At 72.9% G+C, this 15,286-nt stretch carries 13 protein-coding genes; 6 read left to right on the plus strand and 7 right to left on the minus strand.

All coding sequences use genetic code 11. The features are described 5' to 3' along the window. The first annotated feature begins 230 nt into the window (after positions 1–230). The 3 genes from PV364_RS09735 to PV364_RS09745 all read left to right on the plus strand — a co-directional run bounded on the left by PV364_RS09735 (position 231) and on the right by PV364_RS09745 (position 4,243). Positions 231–1,385, plus strand: coding sequence for an ROK family transcriptional regulator (locus tag PV364_RS09735; RefSeq protein WP_319659377.1), 1,155 nt, complete (start codon positions 231–233; stop codon positions 1,383–1,385). A gap of 37 nt (positions 1,386–1,422) precedes the next feature. Next, positions 1,423–2,511 carry a mandelate racemase/muconate lactonizing enzyme family protein gene (locus PV364_RS09740; protein ID WP_319659378.1) on the plus strand — a complete coding sequence of 363 codons (1,089 nt, stop codon included), beginning with the start codon at positions 1,423–1,425 and terminating at the stop codon, positions 2,509–2,511. Between the two features lie 217 nt (positions 2,512–2,728). Further along, positions 2,729–4,243: a hypothetical protein gene (locus PV364_RS09745; protein ID WP_319659379.1), complete on the plus strand. Its 1,515-nt coding sequence runs from the start codon at positions 2,729–2,731 to the stop codon at positions 4,241–4,243. Positions 4,244–4,368: 125 nt separating this feature from the next. On the opposite strand, the gene PV364_RS09750 is transcribed toward PV364_RS09745, so the two are convergent. Beyond that, complete coding sequence (locus PV364_RS09750) at positions 4,369–5,139, minus strand: SDR family oxidoreductase (protein WP_319659380.1); 771 nt, start codon at positions 5,137–5,139, stop codon at positions 4,369–4,371. A gap of 126 nt (positions 5,140–5,265) precedes the next feature. On the opposite strand from PV364_RS09750, the gene PV364_RS09755 reads away from it, so the two are divergent. Beyond that, the gene (locus tag PV364_RS09755; RefSeq protein ID WP_319659381.1) at positions 5,266–5,946 is read left to right on the plus strand and encodes an NADPH-dependent F420 reductase; all 681 of its coding nucleotides are present in this window, start codon (positions 5,266–5,268) and stop codon (positions 5,944–5,946) included. Positions 5,947–6,172: 226 nt separating this feature from the next. On the opposite strand, the gene PV364_RS09760 is transcribed toward PV364_RS09755, so the two are convergent. Next, the gene (locus tag PV364_RS09760; RefSeq protein WP_401976999.1) at positions 6,173–6,925 is read right to left on the minus strand and encodes an SGNH/GDSL hydrolase family protein; all 753 of its coding nucleotides are present in this window, start codon (positions 6,923–6,925) and stop codon (positions 6,173–6,175) included. A gap of 547 nt (positions 6,926–7,472) precedes the next feature. Here PV364_RS09760 and PV364_RS09765 point away from each other — a divergent pair. Next, a complete protein-coding gene (locus PV364_RS09765) occupies positions 7,473–8,324 on the plus strand; it encodes a GNAT family N-acetyltransferase (RefSeq protein WP_319659383.1) in 852 nt (283 codons plus the stop codon). Between the two features lie 75 nt (positions 8,325–8,399). Here PV364_RS09765 and PV364_RS09770 read toward each other — a convergent pair whose 3' ends face one another. Then, positions 8,400–10,757, minus strand: coding sequence for an alpha-L-fucosidase (locus tag PV364_RS09770; RefSeq protein ID WP_319659384.1), 2,358 nt, complete (start codon positions 10,755–10,757; stop codon positions 8,400–8,402). 212 nt (positions 10,758–10,969) lie between these two features. On the opposite strand from PV364_RS09770, the gene PV364_RS09775 reads away from it, so the two are divergent. Continuing rightward, complete coding sequence (locus PV364_RS09775) at positions 10,970–12,190, plus strand: threonine synthase (RefSeq protein WP_319659385.1); 1,221 nt, start codon at positions 10,970–10,972, stop codon at positions 12,188–12,190. Positions 12,191–12,247: 57 nt separating this feature from the next. Here the strand turns inward: PV364_RS09775 and PV364_RS09780 are convergent, their stop codons facing one another. The 4 genes from PV364_RS09780 to PV364_RS09795 form a co-directional block, all read right to left on the minus strand. Then, positions 12,248–12,838 carry a TetR/AcrR family transcriptional regulator gene (locus PV364_RS09780; RefSeq protein WP_319659386.1) on the minus strand — a complete coding sequence of 197 codons (591 nt, stop codon included), beginning with the start codon at positions 12,836–12,838 and terminating at the stop codon, positions 12,248–12,250. Between the two features lie 136 nt (positions 12,839–12,974). After that, a complete protein-coding gene (locus PV364_RS09785; protein WP_319659387.1) occupies positions 12,975–13,226 on the minus strand; it encodes a hypothetical protein in 252 nt (83 codons plus the stop codon). 198 nt (positions 13,227–13,424) lie between these two features. Continuing rightward, a complete protein-coding gene (locus PV364_RS09790) occupies positions 13,425–14,252 on the minus strand; it encodes an SAM-dependent methyltransferase (protein ID WP_401976885.1) in 828 nt (275 codons plus the stop codon). A gap of 74 nt (positions 14,253–14,326) precedes the next feature. Continuing rightward, positions 14,327–15,235, minus strand: coding sequence for a helix-turn-helix transcriptional regulator (locus PV364_RS09795; RefSeq protein ID WP_319659389.1), 909 nt, complete (start codon positions 15,233–15,235; stop codon positions 14,327–14,329). Positions 15,236–15,286 lie beyond the last annotated feature (51 nt).

Here is a 15,286-nt window from a genome sequence, read left to right on the forward strand (position 1 = left end):
CCCCCATGAGGACCGTCTCGTCCGCACCGACGAGGAGTGCGGCGAATGTAGCCAGGGTTTCCTTCCAGCGTCAACATATCCGGCGGGAGAAATCCGATGTCTTGCCCCGCCACCACCGGTGATCACCCGGAGATGCCCAGCAACTCCCCAGCAGATCAAGGAAAAGGTGGGATCATTGAGGTTCGCCGCGCCACTTTCTTACTTTCCATTGGAAAGGTATGGTCCCGGCCATGAGCCTCGCCGACCAGCCCCCCGCCGCTGTCCTGGTCTTCCAGACACTCCTCGCGTACGGCCCCCTGACCCGGGCCGAGATCGGACGGCGCACGGGGCTGTCGGGCGGGGCCGTGACCAAGGCCGCCACTCCCCTGCTGGCCGACGGATGGATCACCGAACTCGGCCGGCCGTCCGGGGAACGGGCCCACGGCCGCCCGCCGACGCTGATCGCCGTCCACGCCGAGCGCGCGCGCTTCGTCGGCGTGAAGGTGACCGGCGACGAGCTCATCGGCGTCGTCACCGACCTGACGGCCCAGCCGCTGGCCTCGCGGCGCGCCGCCCTCGACTCGCGCGACGTCGGAACGGTGGTGCTGGCCATCTCCCGGCTCATCGCCCAGCTGCGCACCGCCGCCGGTGCGGAGGACGACGGCGCGATCCACAGCGTCGGCGTCACCATCTCCGGGGACGTGGACGGGCAGACCGGCATCGTGCACTTCTCCCCCTTCCTCAACTGGCGCCGCGTCCCGCTGGCCCAGCTCGTGGAGACGGCCACCGGCATCCCGACGGTGATCGAGAACGACGTACGGGCCCTGACCGTCGCCGAGCAGTGGTTCGGGGCCGGTGTCGGGCTGTCGTCGTTCGCCCTGGTCACGGTGGGCGCCGGGATCGGCTGCGGGCTGTCCATCAACGGGCGGGTGGTCTCCGGCGCGCACGGGGTGTCCGGTGAGGTCGGGCACCTGCCGGTGGGCGGCACCGACCGCACCTGCACCTGCGGCAACACCGGCTGCGTCGAGACCGTCGCCTCGACGCACGCCATCACCGAGCAGGCCCGCCACGCCACCGGCAACCCGGCCCTGACGATGGAGGAGGCGGTCCGCCTCGCCCATGCGAACGACACCGCGGTCCGCGCCGTCTTCTCCCGCGCCGGACATGTGATGGGGCTCGCCATGGCGTCGGTGGCCAACCTCATCGGCCCGGAGCGCATCATCATCTCCGGTGAGGGCGTCGCCTCGTACGACCTGTTCGCCGACCAGCTCCGGCAGACCTTCGCCGGCCACGCGTTCGGCGCCGCGGCCGACTGCGACATCGAGGTCCGTCCGCTGCCCTTCGAGGAGTGGGCCCGCGGGGGTGCGGCGGTGGCCGCGCAACGGGTGTTCGCCCCCACGAAGTGACCCTCTCCGTGATCCCGAAAGGTACGTGGTCGTCCCCATGAGCAGGATCAGTCGCGTCGAGTGCCGGATGGTCTTCCTCGAACCGGAGGTGCTGCGCACCGACGCCCTGCAGACCTTCGTCCGCCAGGAGACGATCCTGGTCTCCCTCACCACGGACGACGGCCTGACGGGCACCGGCTACGCGTACACCATCGGCACCGGCGGCAGTTCGGTGCTCGCCCTGCTCCGCGACCACCTGGCCGGGCTGCTCGTCGGGGCCGACGCCCGCAATGTCGAGGCGCTGTGGCAGCGGCTCCTGTCGGTCACCCGGGCCACCTCGGTCGGCGCGATCACCTCGCTCGCCCTGGCCGCCGTGGACACCGCCCTGTGGGACCTGCGCTGCCTGCGCGCCGGCGAGCCGCTGTGGCGGCTCGCGGGCGGCGCCCACGAGCGGCTCCCGCTGTACGACACCGAGGGCGGCTGGCTCCACCTGACCCCCGACGAGCTGGCGAGCAGCGCCGTGCGGGCCAGGGAACGCGGCCTGCGCGGCGCGAAGGTCAAGGTCGGCAAGCCCACCGTCGGCGAGGACACCGAGCGCCTGGCCGCGGTCCGTGCGGCGGTCGGGCCCGACTGGGTGCTCATGGTCGACGCCAACCAGTCCATGACCGGCGCCGAGGCCGTCCGCCGGGCCCGCGCGTACGAGCCGTACGACATCGCCTGGTTCGAGGAGCCCCTCCCCGCCGACGACCTCGCGGGGCACGTCCGCCTCGCGGCCTCGACCTCGATCCCCGTCGCGGTCGGCGAGTCCCTCTACGCCGTCGGCCGCTTCGCCGAGTACCTGTCAGCGGGCGCCGCCGGCATCGTCCAGGTCGACGTCGCCCGCGTCGGCGGCATCACCCCGTGGCTCAAGACCGCCCACACCGCCGAGGCGTTCAACGTCCAGGTCGCCCCGCACTTCCTCATGGAACTGCACGCCAGCCTGGCCTGCGCCGTGCCCGCGGGCATGTACGTCGAGCACATCCCGCAGCTGGCCGCGATCACGCGCACCCCGCTGAGCATCGTGGACGGCTGCGTGGTGCCCCCCGAGTCCCCGGGCATCGGCATCGACTGGGACGAGGACGCGATCGACGACCTGCGGGTGGCCTGAGCGACGGTCACCGCCGGGCAGGGCGAGGTAGTGCCGAGGCGGGCGTCGGCCAGGACTTCGGGGTCCGGGCAGGCGTGCCGGGCCGGTGTCGACGTCCTCGTGGCGTCGTTCATCCGCGTGGCCCTCGGCCCCCAGGCCCGGCGCCGCGGTCGCCGGAAGGACGGCGCCCGGGTAATCCAGGGGCCGTTCGGACGTCCTTCGGGCAGCATGTACCCCCGTGAACCCTGTACTGCACGGCCTGGCCGTCAACCCGCTCCTGCCGTCAGGGCTGATCGACCGAATGGTCGCCGGTGCGGACGACGACCTCGCGGAGGCCCTCGTCTGCCGCCCGGACCTGAGCCGCGCTCAGGTGCGCGCACTTGCCGCGCGGTTCGAGGGAGCGGGGATCCGGCTCGCCCATGAAGGCAGGCTGACCGCCGACGACATCGACCCGGCAGCGCAGCCGCGCGCGGCCCTGGCCCTGCTGGAGGAAGGCAGGGGCCGCCAGGAGTGGGCGCGCATGCTGGCCGCCGACCCCGGGGCGCAGTACCGGGAGAAGCTCGCCGCCTGCCCGGATCTCCCGCCGGACGTCGTGGCGGCGCTCGCCGAGGACCCGGACGTCCAGGTCGCCGCGGAACTCGCGCTGTGGACAACGGTCCCGGAGGACGCCGCCCGTCTCGCGGCGCATCCGCACGCCGACGTCCGCTGCTCGGTGGCGGCCAACGAGGCGACACCACCGGGCGTGCTGGAGTCTCTGCTCACCGGCTCCGGACTGCCCCCTGCCCGTTCCTGCCGGGTCTGCGACCGCGAACCGATCCCCTTCGTCCACGACCCGAACTGTGCGAGGCCCCACTGCGAACTGCCGCCGGGCGCCGCCTGCGACGGCTCCCACGAGTCCACGCTGCACGAGATCCGGCAGAAGGCCCTGGACAACCCGGCGACGCCGCCCGCGGCGGCGGCGCGCTTCGCCGGTCACCCCTCGGTGCTGCTGCGCCAGGCACTGGCAGCCCGCACGGACCTGCCGCACGAGGTGTACGCACGTCTCGCCGAGGATCCGGTCCCCTGGGTCCGCGAGCGGCTCGCGGACAATCCCGCGATCGGCGAGCCCCTGATCCGCTCGCTGGCCGACGACCGTGGCCACGATGTCCGACGGCGGCTCGCGCACCATCCGCGTCTGCCGCTCGACGTCCTCGACCACCTCACCCGGGTCGCCCGGATCGGGCCGACACGGCTGCCGCGCGTCGAGGCGGCCTCCCGGGCCGAGGTCGACGAGATGGCGGCGTCCCGGAACCCGGTCGTCCGGATGCTCGTGGCGGAACGACGCGACCTGCCGGACGCCGTGCGCGACGCCCTGGCCGGCGACCCCGACGCCAAAGTGGTCAAGTCCGTCGCCCCGCACCCGGGTCTCTCCGAGGCCGGCCTGCGGGCGATGATCGGACGCCACGGCGTGCGCGTGGTCGCCAAGGTGGCGACGAATCCCGGCGCGACACCGGCCCTGCTGGAGGAACTGACCCGGCACCGGCCACCGGTCCCCAAGGCGCTGCGCGCGATCGCCCGGCATCCCGCCGCCCCGGCCGCGGCGCTGCTGGCCTGCCTGTCCGACCGGCAGGCCAGGCCGATCGCCGCCGGCCATCCCGGCCTGCCGCCCTCCGCGATCACCGAGCTGCTCGGCGACGACGACGGGCAGGTGGTGCGGCAAGCGGCGGCCAACCCGTCCCTGCCGACGGACGTCATGGCGCAGCTGGTGCCGTGAGCCCGACGGCCGCGGCCTTCTCGCACCGACCGGGCGCAACCGCTCATGTGCCCAGGGAATCGCGGGGCCGGCCCGCCGGCGGCGGCACCGTCCCGAGCGGTTCCGGCCGCCCCGGCCCCGGGCGTTCAGCCCGGGCCGTTCCCGGCGGGCGGCCGGCGCTCGAAGTCGACGGCGACGATGCGCTCGTCGTGCACGCCCGCCGCGGCGTCGGACGCCAGCCAGACGATCGGCGGACCCATGACCGAGGGGTCCAGGATCGTCATGCTGCCGGGCGCGGCGTCCCGGGGCAGCATGCCGGTCGCGGTCGCTCCGCCCGGCAGCAGGAGGTTGACGGTGACGCTCGTGCCGCGCAGGTCGGCGGCCATGATCCGGGACAGCGCCTCGCTGCCGGCCCGCGAGGGCCCGTAGGGGACGAACCCGGTCCTGAGCATGGTCGACTCGTTCACCGCGATGTTGACGATGCGTCCGCCGCCCGCGGCCAGCATCCGCGGCGTCACCTCGCGGGCCACCAGGAAGTAGCCGGTCAGATTGGTCTCGATCACCGCGCGGAATCCGTCGGCCGGCACGTCCCAGAAGGCCTGCGGTTCCGTCATGAAGCGCGGGTTGACCGTGCGCATGCCGATCCCGGCGTTGTTCACGAGCAGGTCGATGCCGCCGAGCCGCGACCACACCCGGTCGACGGCCCGGGCCACGGAGGACTCGTCGCGCACGTCCATCGCGACGCCGACCGCTCCCGGCAGCCGCCCGGCGACCTCGTCGGCACGCGTGCCGGAGCGGCCGGTCAGCGCGACCGTCGCGCCCGCCTCGGCCAGGGCCGAGGCCATGGCCAGGCCCAGGCCGCTCGTCCCGCCGGTCACCAGCACCCTCACCGGGCGGTCCGCCCGCAGTTCGCTCATGCCGCACACGCTACGGATGCGAGCGCACTCGAAGTCAAGGCGCGTCGAAGCGGCGGAAGAAAGCACTTGGCGACGATCGTTGCACCAGAACCGAACGCATTGGACTGTGAAGGACGAGGTCACACCATGGCAACTCTTGGACTGATCGGCAGCGGATCGATCGGCGGCACTCTGGCGCGGCTCGCGACGGACGCCGGGCTGGACGTCGTCCTCAGCAACTCCCGGGGGCCGGAGACGCTCGCGGACCTGGTGTCCGAGCTCGGCCCGCGGGCCCGCGCGGCGACCCCGGAGGAGGCCGCGGCGGCGGGCGACTGGGTCGTGGTCACCATCCCCCTCAAGGCCGTCGACCAGGTCCCGGTGGCACCGCTGGCCGGGAAGACGGTCATCGACACCGGCAACTACTACCCGCAGCGGGACGGTGAGATCGCCGTGCTGAAGGACGGCAGCAGCACCGACAGCCAGCTGCTCCAGAGCCACCTCCCCGAGTCCCACGTGGTGAAGGCCTTCAACAACATCTTCTTCCGCCACCTGGCCGCGCTCGCCCGGCCGAAGGGCTCACCCGACCGCACCGCGCTGCCGGTCGCGGGCGACGACCCGGCCGCCGTGGCGCACGCCGCCGAGCTCCTCGACCTGCTCGGCTACGACGCGCTCGCCTACGGCACCCTCGCCGACAGCTGGCGCTCGCAGCCGGGCACTCCGGTCTACGGCCCGCCGTACGCGGGCGGCTCCGCCGACTTCGCGAACGCGGCGGCCACCCCGGCCTCCGCCGACACCATCCGCGCGCTCGTCGACGCGGCCACCCGCTGACCTGAGCCCGTTCCGGCGCGGCGGACCGCCGTCCGCCGCGCCGACGCCCGCCGAGGCCCCCGGGAGCTCCGGACGAGCGGCTTCCCCGCCGCCGGCTCCGTCGTCGTGACAGGGCGCGCGACGGGCCCGGCACCGGCACCTGACGACCAGTGCGGCCGGGGTCCCGCCCGCGACTTCTCGCGGGCGGGCTCCCGGCCGGACGCCGGTGCTCGGTACCGGTGCGGGGTCAGCTGTTGGCGTTCAGGACGGGGTAGTAGCCGCTCGAGTGGCCGGTGGCGGTGGGGTGGTAGGACTCCCAGCTCGGCGAGATGACGAGGGAGTGCAGGTAGTCGTCGCCGGAGCAGAGCTCGTGGTTGTTGAAGGTGCCGCGGACGTCGCCGAAGACGAAGCCGTGGGCGGCCGCCCGGGCGGCGATGACGCTGTCGAGGACGTCGGCCGCCTCGTCGATCTTGCGGTGCTTGGTGTCGGAGAGGCCGACGCAGAAGACGTTGAGGGTGTAGACCCGCGGGTAGCCCAGAACGACGACCTTCGCGTTGGGGGCCTTGGCACGGATCGCGTCGTAGGTGGCGTCCAGGCGGGCCGGGAGGGTGTTACGCGCGTAGTTCTCCGCCGTGTTGACCCGGTTGACGCAGGTGGTGTCGGAGCCGGTCACACAGGTGGTCATGACGTCGGAGAAGCCCGCGTCGTTGCCGCCGATGGTGATCGAGACCAGCCCGGTGGAGGCGTTCAGCGGACCGAGCTGACTGTTGGTCACGTCGGTGGTCACCGCGCCGGAGCAGGAGGTGTCGGCGAACGAGGACGGGGCGTGGGCGTTCTTCCACAGGTACGGGTACGCGCTGAAACTCCGGTGGCAACTGCCGCTCGCACTGTCGTAGTTGCCCGCGCCGTTGCCCGCGGAGTACGAGTCTCCGAGCGCGACGTAGGCAGGGCCGGCGGCGTGTGCCGGACTCGACAGGAGCAGGCCGAACACCATGGCCATGATCAGGGTAGCCAGGGCCGACAACGACTTCGTGGGTCTCACGGAACCTCCCTGAGCGGTGAACTGACTACCACTTAGTAGCGCCAGTTCCGGCACCTTGGGAAGTGTCCATGACAATAATTCTTCCCGCGTAGATCTCGCGTTCGCCGGACGCCGAGCCGGCGTTGGCCCGGGCGTCACGCTGCGGAGCGGCCCCGCCGCGGGACCGGCACGCGGAGCTGTCACAACAACCGGTGCACACCGTGGGGTCGACGGTTCAGGACGCCCTCCCGTCCGACCGCAGGTCAGGGACGCACACGGTGTGCAGCGCGACAGGACGGCACGGCAGGAAGCGCGACAAACCGGCGCACCGTGTGTCCGTGGGTCATGGTGGGAGGACGCGACACACCGGAACCCGACGAGTGGTCCGCATCACAGGGACCGGTTCGAACTTTCCGCCCGGCGGCGACGTCATGTCGGTGTCCGCCGCCGCGCCCCGCGCGGCGCCGGGCCCCGTGCAGTCCGAACCGTCCGTACACGCACCAGACCCGAAAGAGCCGGTAGCCCCATGAACACCCTGGTCCACCCGTCGGTCGCCGAGCAGTCGGAGGCAGAGGCGCTGTTCCGTTTCGAGACCGGCGCTCCTGAGTCCCTCCGCGCCGCCATGGGCATGAACGCCGCACGGGTCGGCGGCGGAGTCGTGCTGTCGGTGCGCAATGACCCCACCCGCTTCTGGAGCAAGGCCCTGGGCTTCGGCACGACCGGCCCCGTCACCGCCGAGCTGATCCGCGAGGTCTGCGACTTCTACCGGGCGGAGCGCACCCCGTACGCCGTCCTCCAGATCGCCCCCGCGTTCCTCCCCGAGGACTGGGACGCCATCCGCGCGAGGGAGGGCATCACCGCCGGGTCGTCCTGGGTGAAGCTCGTCGGCGCGACGCAGGACGTCATCGCCCGCGCCGACGCCCTGGAGACGGCACCCGCCGGCATCACCGTCACCCCGGTGGAGCCGCAGCACGCCGCGGAGTGGGGCACGGTCCTGGTCCGCGCGTTCGGGATGCCCGAGGAGCACTACGCCGAGCTGTCCGCGTCGTCGGCCACCCAGCCGGGATGGCACGCCTTCGCCGCCTGGCTGGACGGGGAGATCGTCGGCACCGGCACCATGCACGTCCACGGCGACACGGCCCAGTTGTTCGCGGGCGCGGTCCTCCCCCACGCGCGCAACCGCGGCGGCCAGACCGCCCTCCTGGCCGCCCGCGCACGGGCGGCGCGGGACCTCGGCTGCCGTTTCCTCATCGCCGAGACCGGCACGGAGGACCCGGGCACCCGCAACCCCTCCCTGCACAACATGCTCCGGCTCGGCTTCGAGGTCGCCTACGAGCGCCCCAACTGGAGCTGGCAGCCCGCACCCGGCGCCGCCTGAGCCGGCACGCCCGGCCCCGCGCCCTCCTCCGGCGAAGGCGGGCGCGGAGAGGGCGCGGGGCCGGCCGGGGGACGCTCAGTCGTGCCAGGCCACCTTGAAGACCCACACGTGCTCCCCCGCCCTGCGGGCCGCCTCGGGGACGTCGATCACCAGGGCCCTGTTCCGGACCGTCCAGTGCAGGGGCCGGTCGTGGCCGAGCATCGTCACCGTGTCTCCGCCGCGGACGGGCACCGGCGCCTCGACGGTGAGCCGGGCGCCCGGCCGGACCAGGCTGTGGATGTAGAAGGCCCGGTTCGGCCGGACCGTGAAGCGCAGGTCCTCGCCGAGCTGCGCCATCAGCGACCAGTACGTCGTGTCGTAGATCGCCTCGCCGTTGGTGCGCAGCCAGCGGCCGGTCTCCCGCAGCCGCCGCTGCATGATCTCCGGGATGGTGCCGTCGGCGCGCGGCCCGATGTCCAGGAGGAAGTTGCCGTTCTTGGAGACGATGTCGACGAGGCTGTGCACGACCTCCTCGGCGGTCATGTAGGCGTCGTCCGGGGTCGCCCGGTTGTATCCGTAACTGCGCGGGTCCAGGCCGCGGCTGGCCTCCCACTTGGCGACGACGGTGGTGTCGTACGTGGTGTACTCGGGCGTGGTGTAGTCGTGGAACCCGATGCCCGAGCGGTCGTTGACGGTCACGTCGACGGGCCGGTGCCGGTTCTTGGCGTGGTTGAAGTACTCGGCCAGCACGTGGACGCTGTCGTTGTCGCCGCCGATGTCGCACCAGAGCACGTGCGGGTCGTAGTGGTGGATCAGCTCCAGCATCTGCGGGGCCTGGTAGTCCCTCACGAAGTCCTTGCCGGCCGTGTAGCCGGTGTACGGCACGGACGCCAGGGTGTACGGATTGCGCGGGGCATGGCCCATCCAGGGGCTGTCGGGGTTGAACCACTCCGGCATCGAGAAGTACAGGCCGCGGCGGAGTTCGGGGGCGTACCGCCGGGAGGCGTCGAAGAGTTCCCTGATCAGGTCGCGGCGCGGGCCCAGCTTCACGGCGTTGCGGTCGGAGACCGCGCTGTCCCACAGGGCGAATCCCTCGTGGTGCTTGGAGGTGAGCACGTGGTACTGGGCGCCGGCGTCGCGGAACAGCTCCACCCAGGCGCGGGGGTCGAACTTCTCCGCCGTGAACATCGGGATGAAGTCGTCGTAGGCGAAGTCCTCGCCGTAGGTGGCCCGGTGGTAGGCGTACACCTCGTCGCCCGGGTCCTGCATGCTGTTCCAGTACCACTCGGCGTACTGCTTGCCGACCGGTGACCAGGCGGGCACCGAGTACACGCCCCAGTGGATGAAGATGCCGAACTTCGCGTCCTGGAACCAGTACGGCGCCTGGTGGCCGGACAGCGAGGTCTCGGTGGGTTCGTAGTCGGCGGTCCCCAGGGTCAGGCCGGCGCCGGCCGCGGCCGCGCGGGTGCCCCGGCCGTGCACGGTGACCGTGCCGTCCTGCCGGGTGCCGGGCGCGGTGCCGGGGCGGTTGCGGATGCCGACGCGGACGCGGGCCTGCTCGCCGGGGCCGAGGCGCCGGATACGGGCGGGCTCGACGGTCCTGGCGCCGGGGACGTCCACGGTCACGGAGACCGCGTCGTCGGCGAGGACCGCCACGGTGCCCGCGTTCAGGACGGTGGCCTCCACGCTCTGCGCGCCGGTGGACTCCAGCAGCGAGTGCGTGGAGTGCGCGTCCCTGACCAGCAGCGCCCGGCCCTCGGCCGGCGCCTGGAGGGAGAGGGCGAAGACGTGCAGGGCGGTGCGGCCCTCCTCTGCGGGGCCGACGTCGGGGAGGGTGACGGCGACGGCCTCCCGGCCCGCGTCGATCCACACCTCGGCGACCCCGATGCCGACGCTGTGCCGGTCGGTTCCGCCGCCGGGCGTGTAGCGGTACGGCGCCGACAGCGAACCGCCGGTCGCGTACCAGTCGGCGCCGCCGAGTCCCGCGGCCGTCGTCGAACCGTCGGCGTAGTGCACCGTGGCCGTTCCGGAGGCGTTGCCGTAGCTGCCGGACGTCAGGAACAGCGCGGACAGGTAGCGGCCCCTGGGCAGGTCGATGCGCTGGCCCCTGGCGACCACGTTGTTGTACGTCCCCGCCCCGGCCGCCGGGAACAGGAAGGGGATGCCGCCGACCTCGATCCGGCCCGAGGGCAGCTCCTCACCGGGGAAGGTGTAGCCGGAACCGTCGAAGCTCCCGCCGCCGGCGGCCGCGGTGTCGATGCCGTCGTTGTCGAAGAGCGCGTCGAGCGGGACGGGCACCGGATCCGGGACGGCGGCCCAGGGGCCGGTCCCCCGCTCCCCCGCCTCCCCCGCCGCTCGCTCCGCGGCAGCGGCCGGGCCGGCGAGCGGTACGGCGGCCAGGGCGGCGGCACCGGCCGCGGCTCCCAGCACCTGGCGTCGTGGATACATGGCCATGATCAGCCCCCAAAGAAGGCGACTCGATTCATCGGACGTCTGATGATTGAGCCGTACATGATTGACTGTCAACGGGGCTGACGTTCAAGGATTTTCGCGCATTGATCCGATGACAGCCGACTGACGGCGCCTTCCGGACAACGACCGCGAAGCCCTCACCCGCACCCGGCAGGTGTTCCCCCGGGCCGCCCTCCCGGGGTAGGAAGGGAGTCATGACCTTGCCCTTCAGCACGCTGACACACCTCGAGTGCGCGCGGTGCGGCCGTCGCCACGACGCCGACCGGGTGCAGAACCTCTGCGCCTGCGGCTCACCCCTGCTGGCCCGCTACGACCTGGAGCGGCTGCGCGCCTCGCTCACCCCCGCCGACCTGGCGGGGCGGGAGCCGTCGCTGTGGCGGTACCACGAGCTGCTGCCGGTCCGTGACCCCGGCAACGTTGTCAGCCTGGGCGAGGGCATGACCCCGATGGTGCCGCTGCCGCGCTACGGCCGGTCCATCGGCGTCCCGGGACTGGTGATGAAGGACGAGGGACTGGTGCCCACGGGCAGCTTCAAGGCCCGCGGCGCGGCGGTCGGCGTGGCCAGGGCCCGTGAACTGGGGGCACGCGGCGTCGCCATGCCCACCAATGGCAACGCCGGTGCGGCCTGGGCCACGTATGCCGCGCGCGCCGGCCTCGACGCGCTGATCGCCATGCCCGTGGACGCGCCCGCCATCACCCGGGCCGAGTGCGCGGCCGCGGGCGCCGATCTGTACCTGGTGAACGGACTGATCGGGGACGCGGGCCGGCTCGTCGCGGAGAAGATCAAGAGCGACCCCGGGACCTGGATGGACGCGGCCACGCTCAAGGAGCCGTACCGCATCGAGGGCAAGAAGACGATGGGCCTGGAGATCGCCGAACAGCTCGGCTGGCGGGCGCCGGATGTCATCGTCTACCCGACCGGCGGAGGCGTCGGCCTCATCGGCATCCACAAGGCCCTGCTGGAACTGCGCGAGCTCGGCTGGCTCCAGGGCCCCCTTCCGCGCCTGGTCAGCGTCCAGTCCACCGGCTGCGCCCCCATCGTGCGCGCCTTCGAGCGGGGCGAACGGACCAGCGAGCCCTGGCAGGACGCGCGCACGGTGGCGTTCGGCATCACCGTTCCCAAGGCACTGGGCGACTTCATGGTGCTGGACGCGCTCTACGAGACCAAGGGCCACGCCGTGGCCGTCAGCGACGAGGAACTGCTCGCCGACCGGGACGCGTGCGCCGCCGCGGACGGCGCCCTGCTCTGCCCCGAGGGAGCCGCGACGCTGTCGGCGGTGCGCGTCCTGCGCGAACGGGGGTGGCTCTCGGGCGAGGAGGAGGTCGTGGTGCTCAACACCGGCGCGGCGGCCAAGTACCCGGAGACCTTCAGGACCGATCCCCCGGTCCTGGAACTCACCGACCGCATCCCGTAGGACCGGCGGGCTCGTCCACCGGGGTCCCTGACCAGGGGCCCCGGGGACCGGGGCGGCCTACGGGCGGGGCAGCAGCGACAGAGCGGTGTCGGCGATGGCGTGCAGGGACTCGGGGCTGCTGCCGCCCTTGCCGAGGGCCTCGATGCCGCGGATGACGGCGAGCAGCAGGGCGGCCAGGTGCCCCGGGTCGGCGCCGGGGGCGATGTCGCCCGCGCGCTGGGCGGCCGCGACACTGGAGGTGAAGAGCTCCTGCAGGGCTGCGAAGGTGCGGCGGGCGATCGCCTGGACCTCCGGGTCGCGGCCGGAGAGCTCCGCCGCGCCGTTCGCGAGCAGGCAGCCGCGCAGGGCCACGTCGGCGGCGGTGGCCTCGGCGATCTCCCGCACCTGGGCGCTCAGGCGCTCCAGCGCACCCTTGTCCGGTCCCTCCAGCCGGCCGCCGATGGCCGTGACGAGCCCATCGCAGTACTCGCGGAAAGCGCGCAGGAACAGTTGGTGCTTGTCGCCGAAGGCGCCGTACAGGCTGCCCTTGCCGAGTCCGGTGTCGCGCAGGATGTCGTCGACGCTGGTCCCCGCGTAGCCGCTCGACCAGAACCGGTCCCTGACAGCGCGCAGTACCTGGTCCTCGTCGAAGCTTCGGGGTCGTGCCATGGCCCTACCGTACCAATTCTTGACGGCGCGGTCCAGAAAGGGGTGCGGCCGGAGCGACCCCCGCACACCGCGGGGGTCGCTCCGGCTTCCCCCGCAAGGACCCGCGAAGCCCCCATGGACGGAAAGACAGCCCCGGTCACACGGAGCCTCCGGCGGCGCCGGACGCACGACCGCCCAGCGCCTCGCCGGCCACCGCGGAGACGGCCGCGCCGCGGTCGCCGTGCGGTGCGACGTGCCAGGGGCCGCCGGCCTCGACCGCGCCGGCGGAGGGCACCTGGACTCCGTGATCGCCGATGCCGGCCCAGGCGTCGCGGGCGGCCTGGCGGAGGCCGTGGCGGGAGGACGACGACCTGGTCCTCGGCGTCAGCGTCCAGGGTGTCCCGGGCACGGGGAACTCCTCACCCCGGGCCCGACGGCCGGACGCGGCATCGAGGACCCGGCCGGGCACCGGGCCGACCACGAGTCCTCCACCCGGCGCCGCGGACCGGACACCGCTCCAGCGGGCCGGCCGGCCCGAGGAGGTCGCAGCGGCGGCCGGGTCCAGGCCCGACCGGCGGACCGGCGCCCGCCGGTCCGCCGTCGCGGACTACGGCTTCCGGGCCAGCCCGGCCGAGATCAGGTGCTCCCAGACCGTCAGTTCCCGCTCGGCCTGCCCGATCCGGGCGGTGTCGGCCGCCTCGGGCCGCCACAGGGCCGCGGGGACGATCCCGGGCTCCAGGATCTCCAGACCCTCCAGCAGGCCCTCGATCTCCTTGTCGGTGCGCCACCGGCCGCGGCCGAAGGTCTGCTGCAGGACCCGCTCGGCCTCCACGGTCTGCGGGTTGTTGCCCGACCGGAAGTGGCTGACGAAGAAGTAGCTGCCCGACGGCACCTGGTCGCGCCAGTAACCGACGATGCTCGCGGGGTCCTCGTCATCGTTCACATGGTGCAGGATCGCGCTGAAGATGACGGCCACCGGGCGGCTGAAATCGATCAGTTCCAAGGTGTCCGCGTGCTCGCGGATGCCCTCGGGCTGCCGCACGTCCGCCTGGATCACCCGGGTGTCGTCGTTGTCCTCCAGCAGCGCCCGGCCGTGCGCCAGCACGATCGGGTCGCTGTCGACGTAGACCACCCGGGAACCCGGCGCGTGCCGCTGCGCGACCTGGTGGACGTTGTCCGCCGTCGGCAGACCGCTGCCGAGGTCGAGGAACTGCCGCACATCGGTGGTGGTCGCGATCTCCCGGATCGCGCGGACCAGCGCGGCGCGGTTGGCGAAGGCGATCGCCACCGAACCGGGCATGTCCCGCTTGAAGACGTCACCGATCTCCCGGTCGACGGCGTAGTTGTCCTTGCCGTCGAGCAGGTAGTCGTACACGCGCGCGATGCTGGGTCTGGTCTGGTCGACCCAGGAATCCTGATCCGTCATGCCGGCCATCCTTCTCCACACCGCCGCTGCCCAACCACCCTTGTGCGCAAGGATAGTGTGCCGATCCGACGGCGTGCCGGCCGTCAGCCGAGACGGTCGATCAGGCCCGCCAGCAACCGGGCGGAGTTGCGCGGCGGCTCGGCCTCGGCCGCCAGCCGGTCCATGACCGTCAGGTAGTGCTCCACGTCCTCCTGCTTGTCCAGATAGAGGGCGCTGGTCAGCTGCTCCAGATAGACGATGTCGGGCAGCGCGGGCTCGGAGAACCGCAGGATCGTGACCGGGCCGCCCGCCGCGGCCAGGCCGCCGACGTCGAACGGGGCGATCTGCAGCGTCACATGCGGCAGCCTCGCGGCCTCGATCAGGTACTCCAGCTGACCGCGCATCACCTCGACACCGCCGAGCGGCCGGCGCAGACACGCCTCGTCCAGCACCACCCACAGGCGCGGCGCGCCCGGCCTGGCCAGCAGCTTCTGACGGGTCATCCGCATGGCGACGCGACGCCCGACCTCGCTCTCCGTCGCCCGGGGGTGGCCGAGCCGGGTGACCGCCCGGGCGTAGGCCTCGGTCTGCAGCAGCCCGGGCACGAACTGCACCTCGTACGTCCGGATGGTGTGCGCGGACTCCTCGAGACCGATGTGCGTCTCGAACCAGCCCGGCAGGACGTCGGCGTACTGGTGCCACCAGCCCGGGGTGTTGGCCCGGCGGGCGAGGCCGAGGAGCTCACCGCGCTCCTGCTCGTCACTCACGCCGTACAGGGTGAGCAGATCCGCGACGTCGCGCTCCTTGAATCCCACCCGGCCCAGTTCCAGGCGGCTGATCTTCGCGTGCGAGGCTCGGATCGCGTCCCCCGCGGCCTCGCGGCTGATGCCCCGTTCCTCGCGCAGCCGGCGCAACTGCGTTCCCAGCACGATGCGCAGCACCGTCGGGCCGCCCTGGGGCGTGTCGGTCCAGGAACGGGCCGCGGCCTCGCCCCCCGGCCCAGCAGCGCTCATCTCGACTCCCCTGAACGACTCTTCAGGACCCAGTGTTCCACTGCCGGGCCC

Source organism: Streptomyces sp. MI02-7b, assembly GCF_033793585.1.
Classification (GTDB): Bacteria; Actinomycetota; Actinomycetes; order Streptomycetales; family Streptomycetaceae; genus Actinacidiphila.

Coding starts and splice junctions, on each gene's coding strand:
- PV364_RS09735 (WP_319659377.1), top strand. CDS start 231: ATGAGCCTCGCCGACCAGCCCCCCGCCGCTGTCCTGGTCTTCCAGACA.
- PV364_RS09740 (WP_319659378.1), top strand. CDS start 1,423: ATGAGCAGGATCAGTCGCGTCGAGTGCCGGATGGTCTTCCTCGAACCG.
- PV364_RS09750 (WP_319659380.1), bottom strand. CDS start 5,139: ATGAGCGAACTGCGGGCGGACCGCCCGGTGAGGGTGCTGGTGACCGGC.
- PV364_RS09755 (WP_319659381.1), top strand. CDS start 5,266: ATGGCAACTCTTGGACTGATCGGCAGCGGATCGATCGGCGGCACTCTG.
- PV364_RS09760 (WP_401976999.1), bottom strand. CDS start 6,925: ATGGCCATGGTGTTCGGCCTGCTCCTGTCGAGTCCGGCACACGCCGCC.
- PV364_RS09765 (WP_319659383.1), top strand. CDS start 7,473: ATGAACACCCTGGTCCACCCGTCGGTCGCCGAGCAGTCGGAGGCAGAG.
- PV364_RS09770 (WP_319659384.1), bottom strand. CDS start 10,757: ATGGCCATGTATCCACGACGCCAGGTGCTGGGAGCCGCGGCCGGTGCC.
- PV364_RS09775 (WP_319659385.1), top strand. CDS start 10,970: ATGACCTTGCCCTTCAGCACGCTGACACACCTCGAGTGCGCGCGGTGC.
- PV364_RS09780 (WP_319659386.1), bottom strand. CDS start 12,838: ATGGCACGACCCCGAAGCTTCGACGAGGACCAGGTACTGCGCGCTGTC.
- PV364_RS09790 (WP_401976885.1), bottom strand. CDS start 14,252: ATGGCCGGCATGACGGATCAGGATTCCTGGGTCGACCAGACCAGACCC.
- PV364_RS09795 (WP_319659389.1), bottom strand. CDS start 15,235: ATGAGCGCTGCTGGGCCGGGGGGCGAGGCCGCGGCCCGTTCCTGGACC.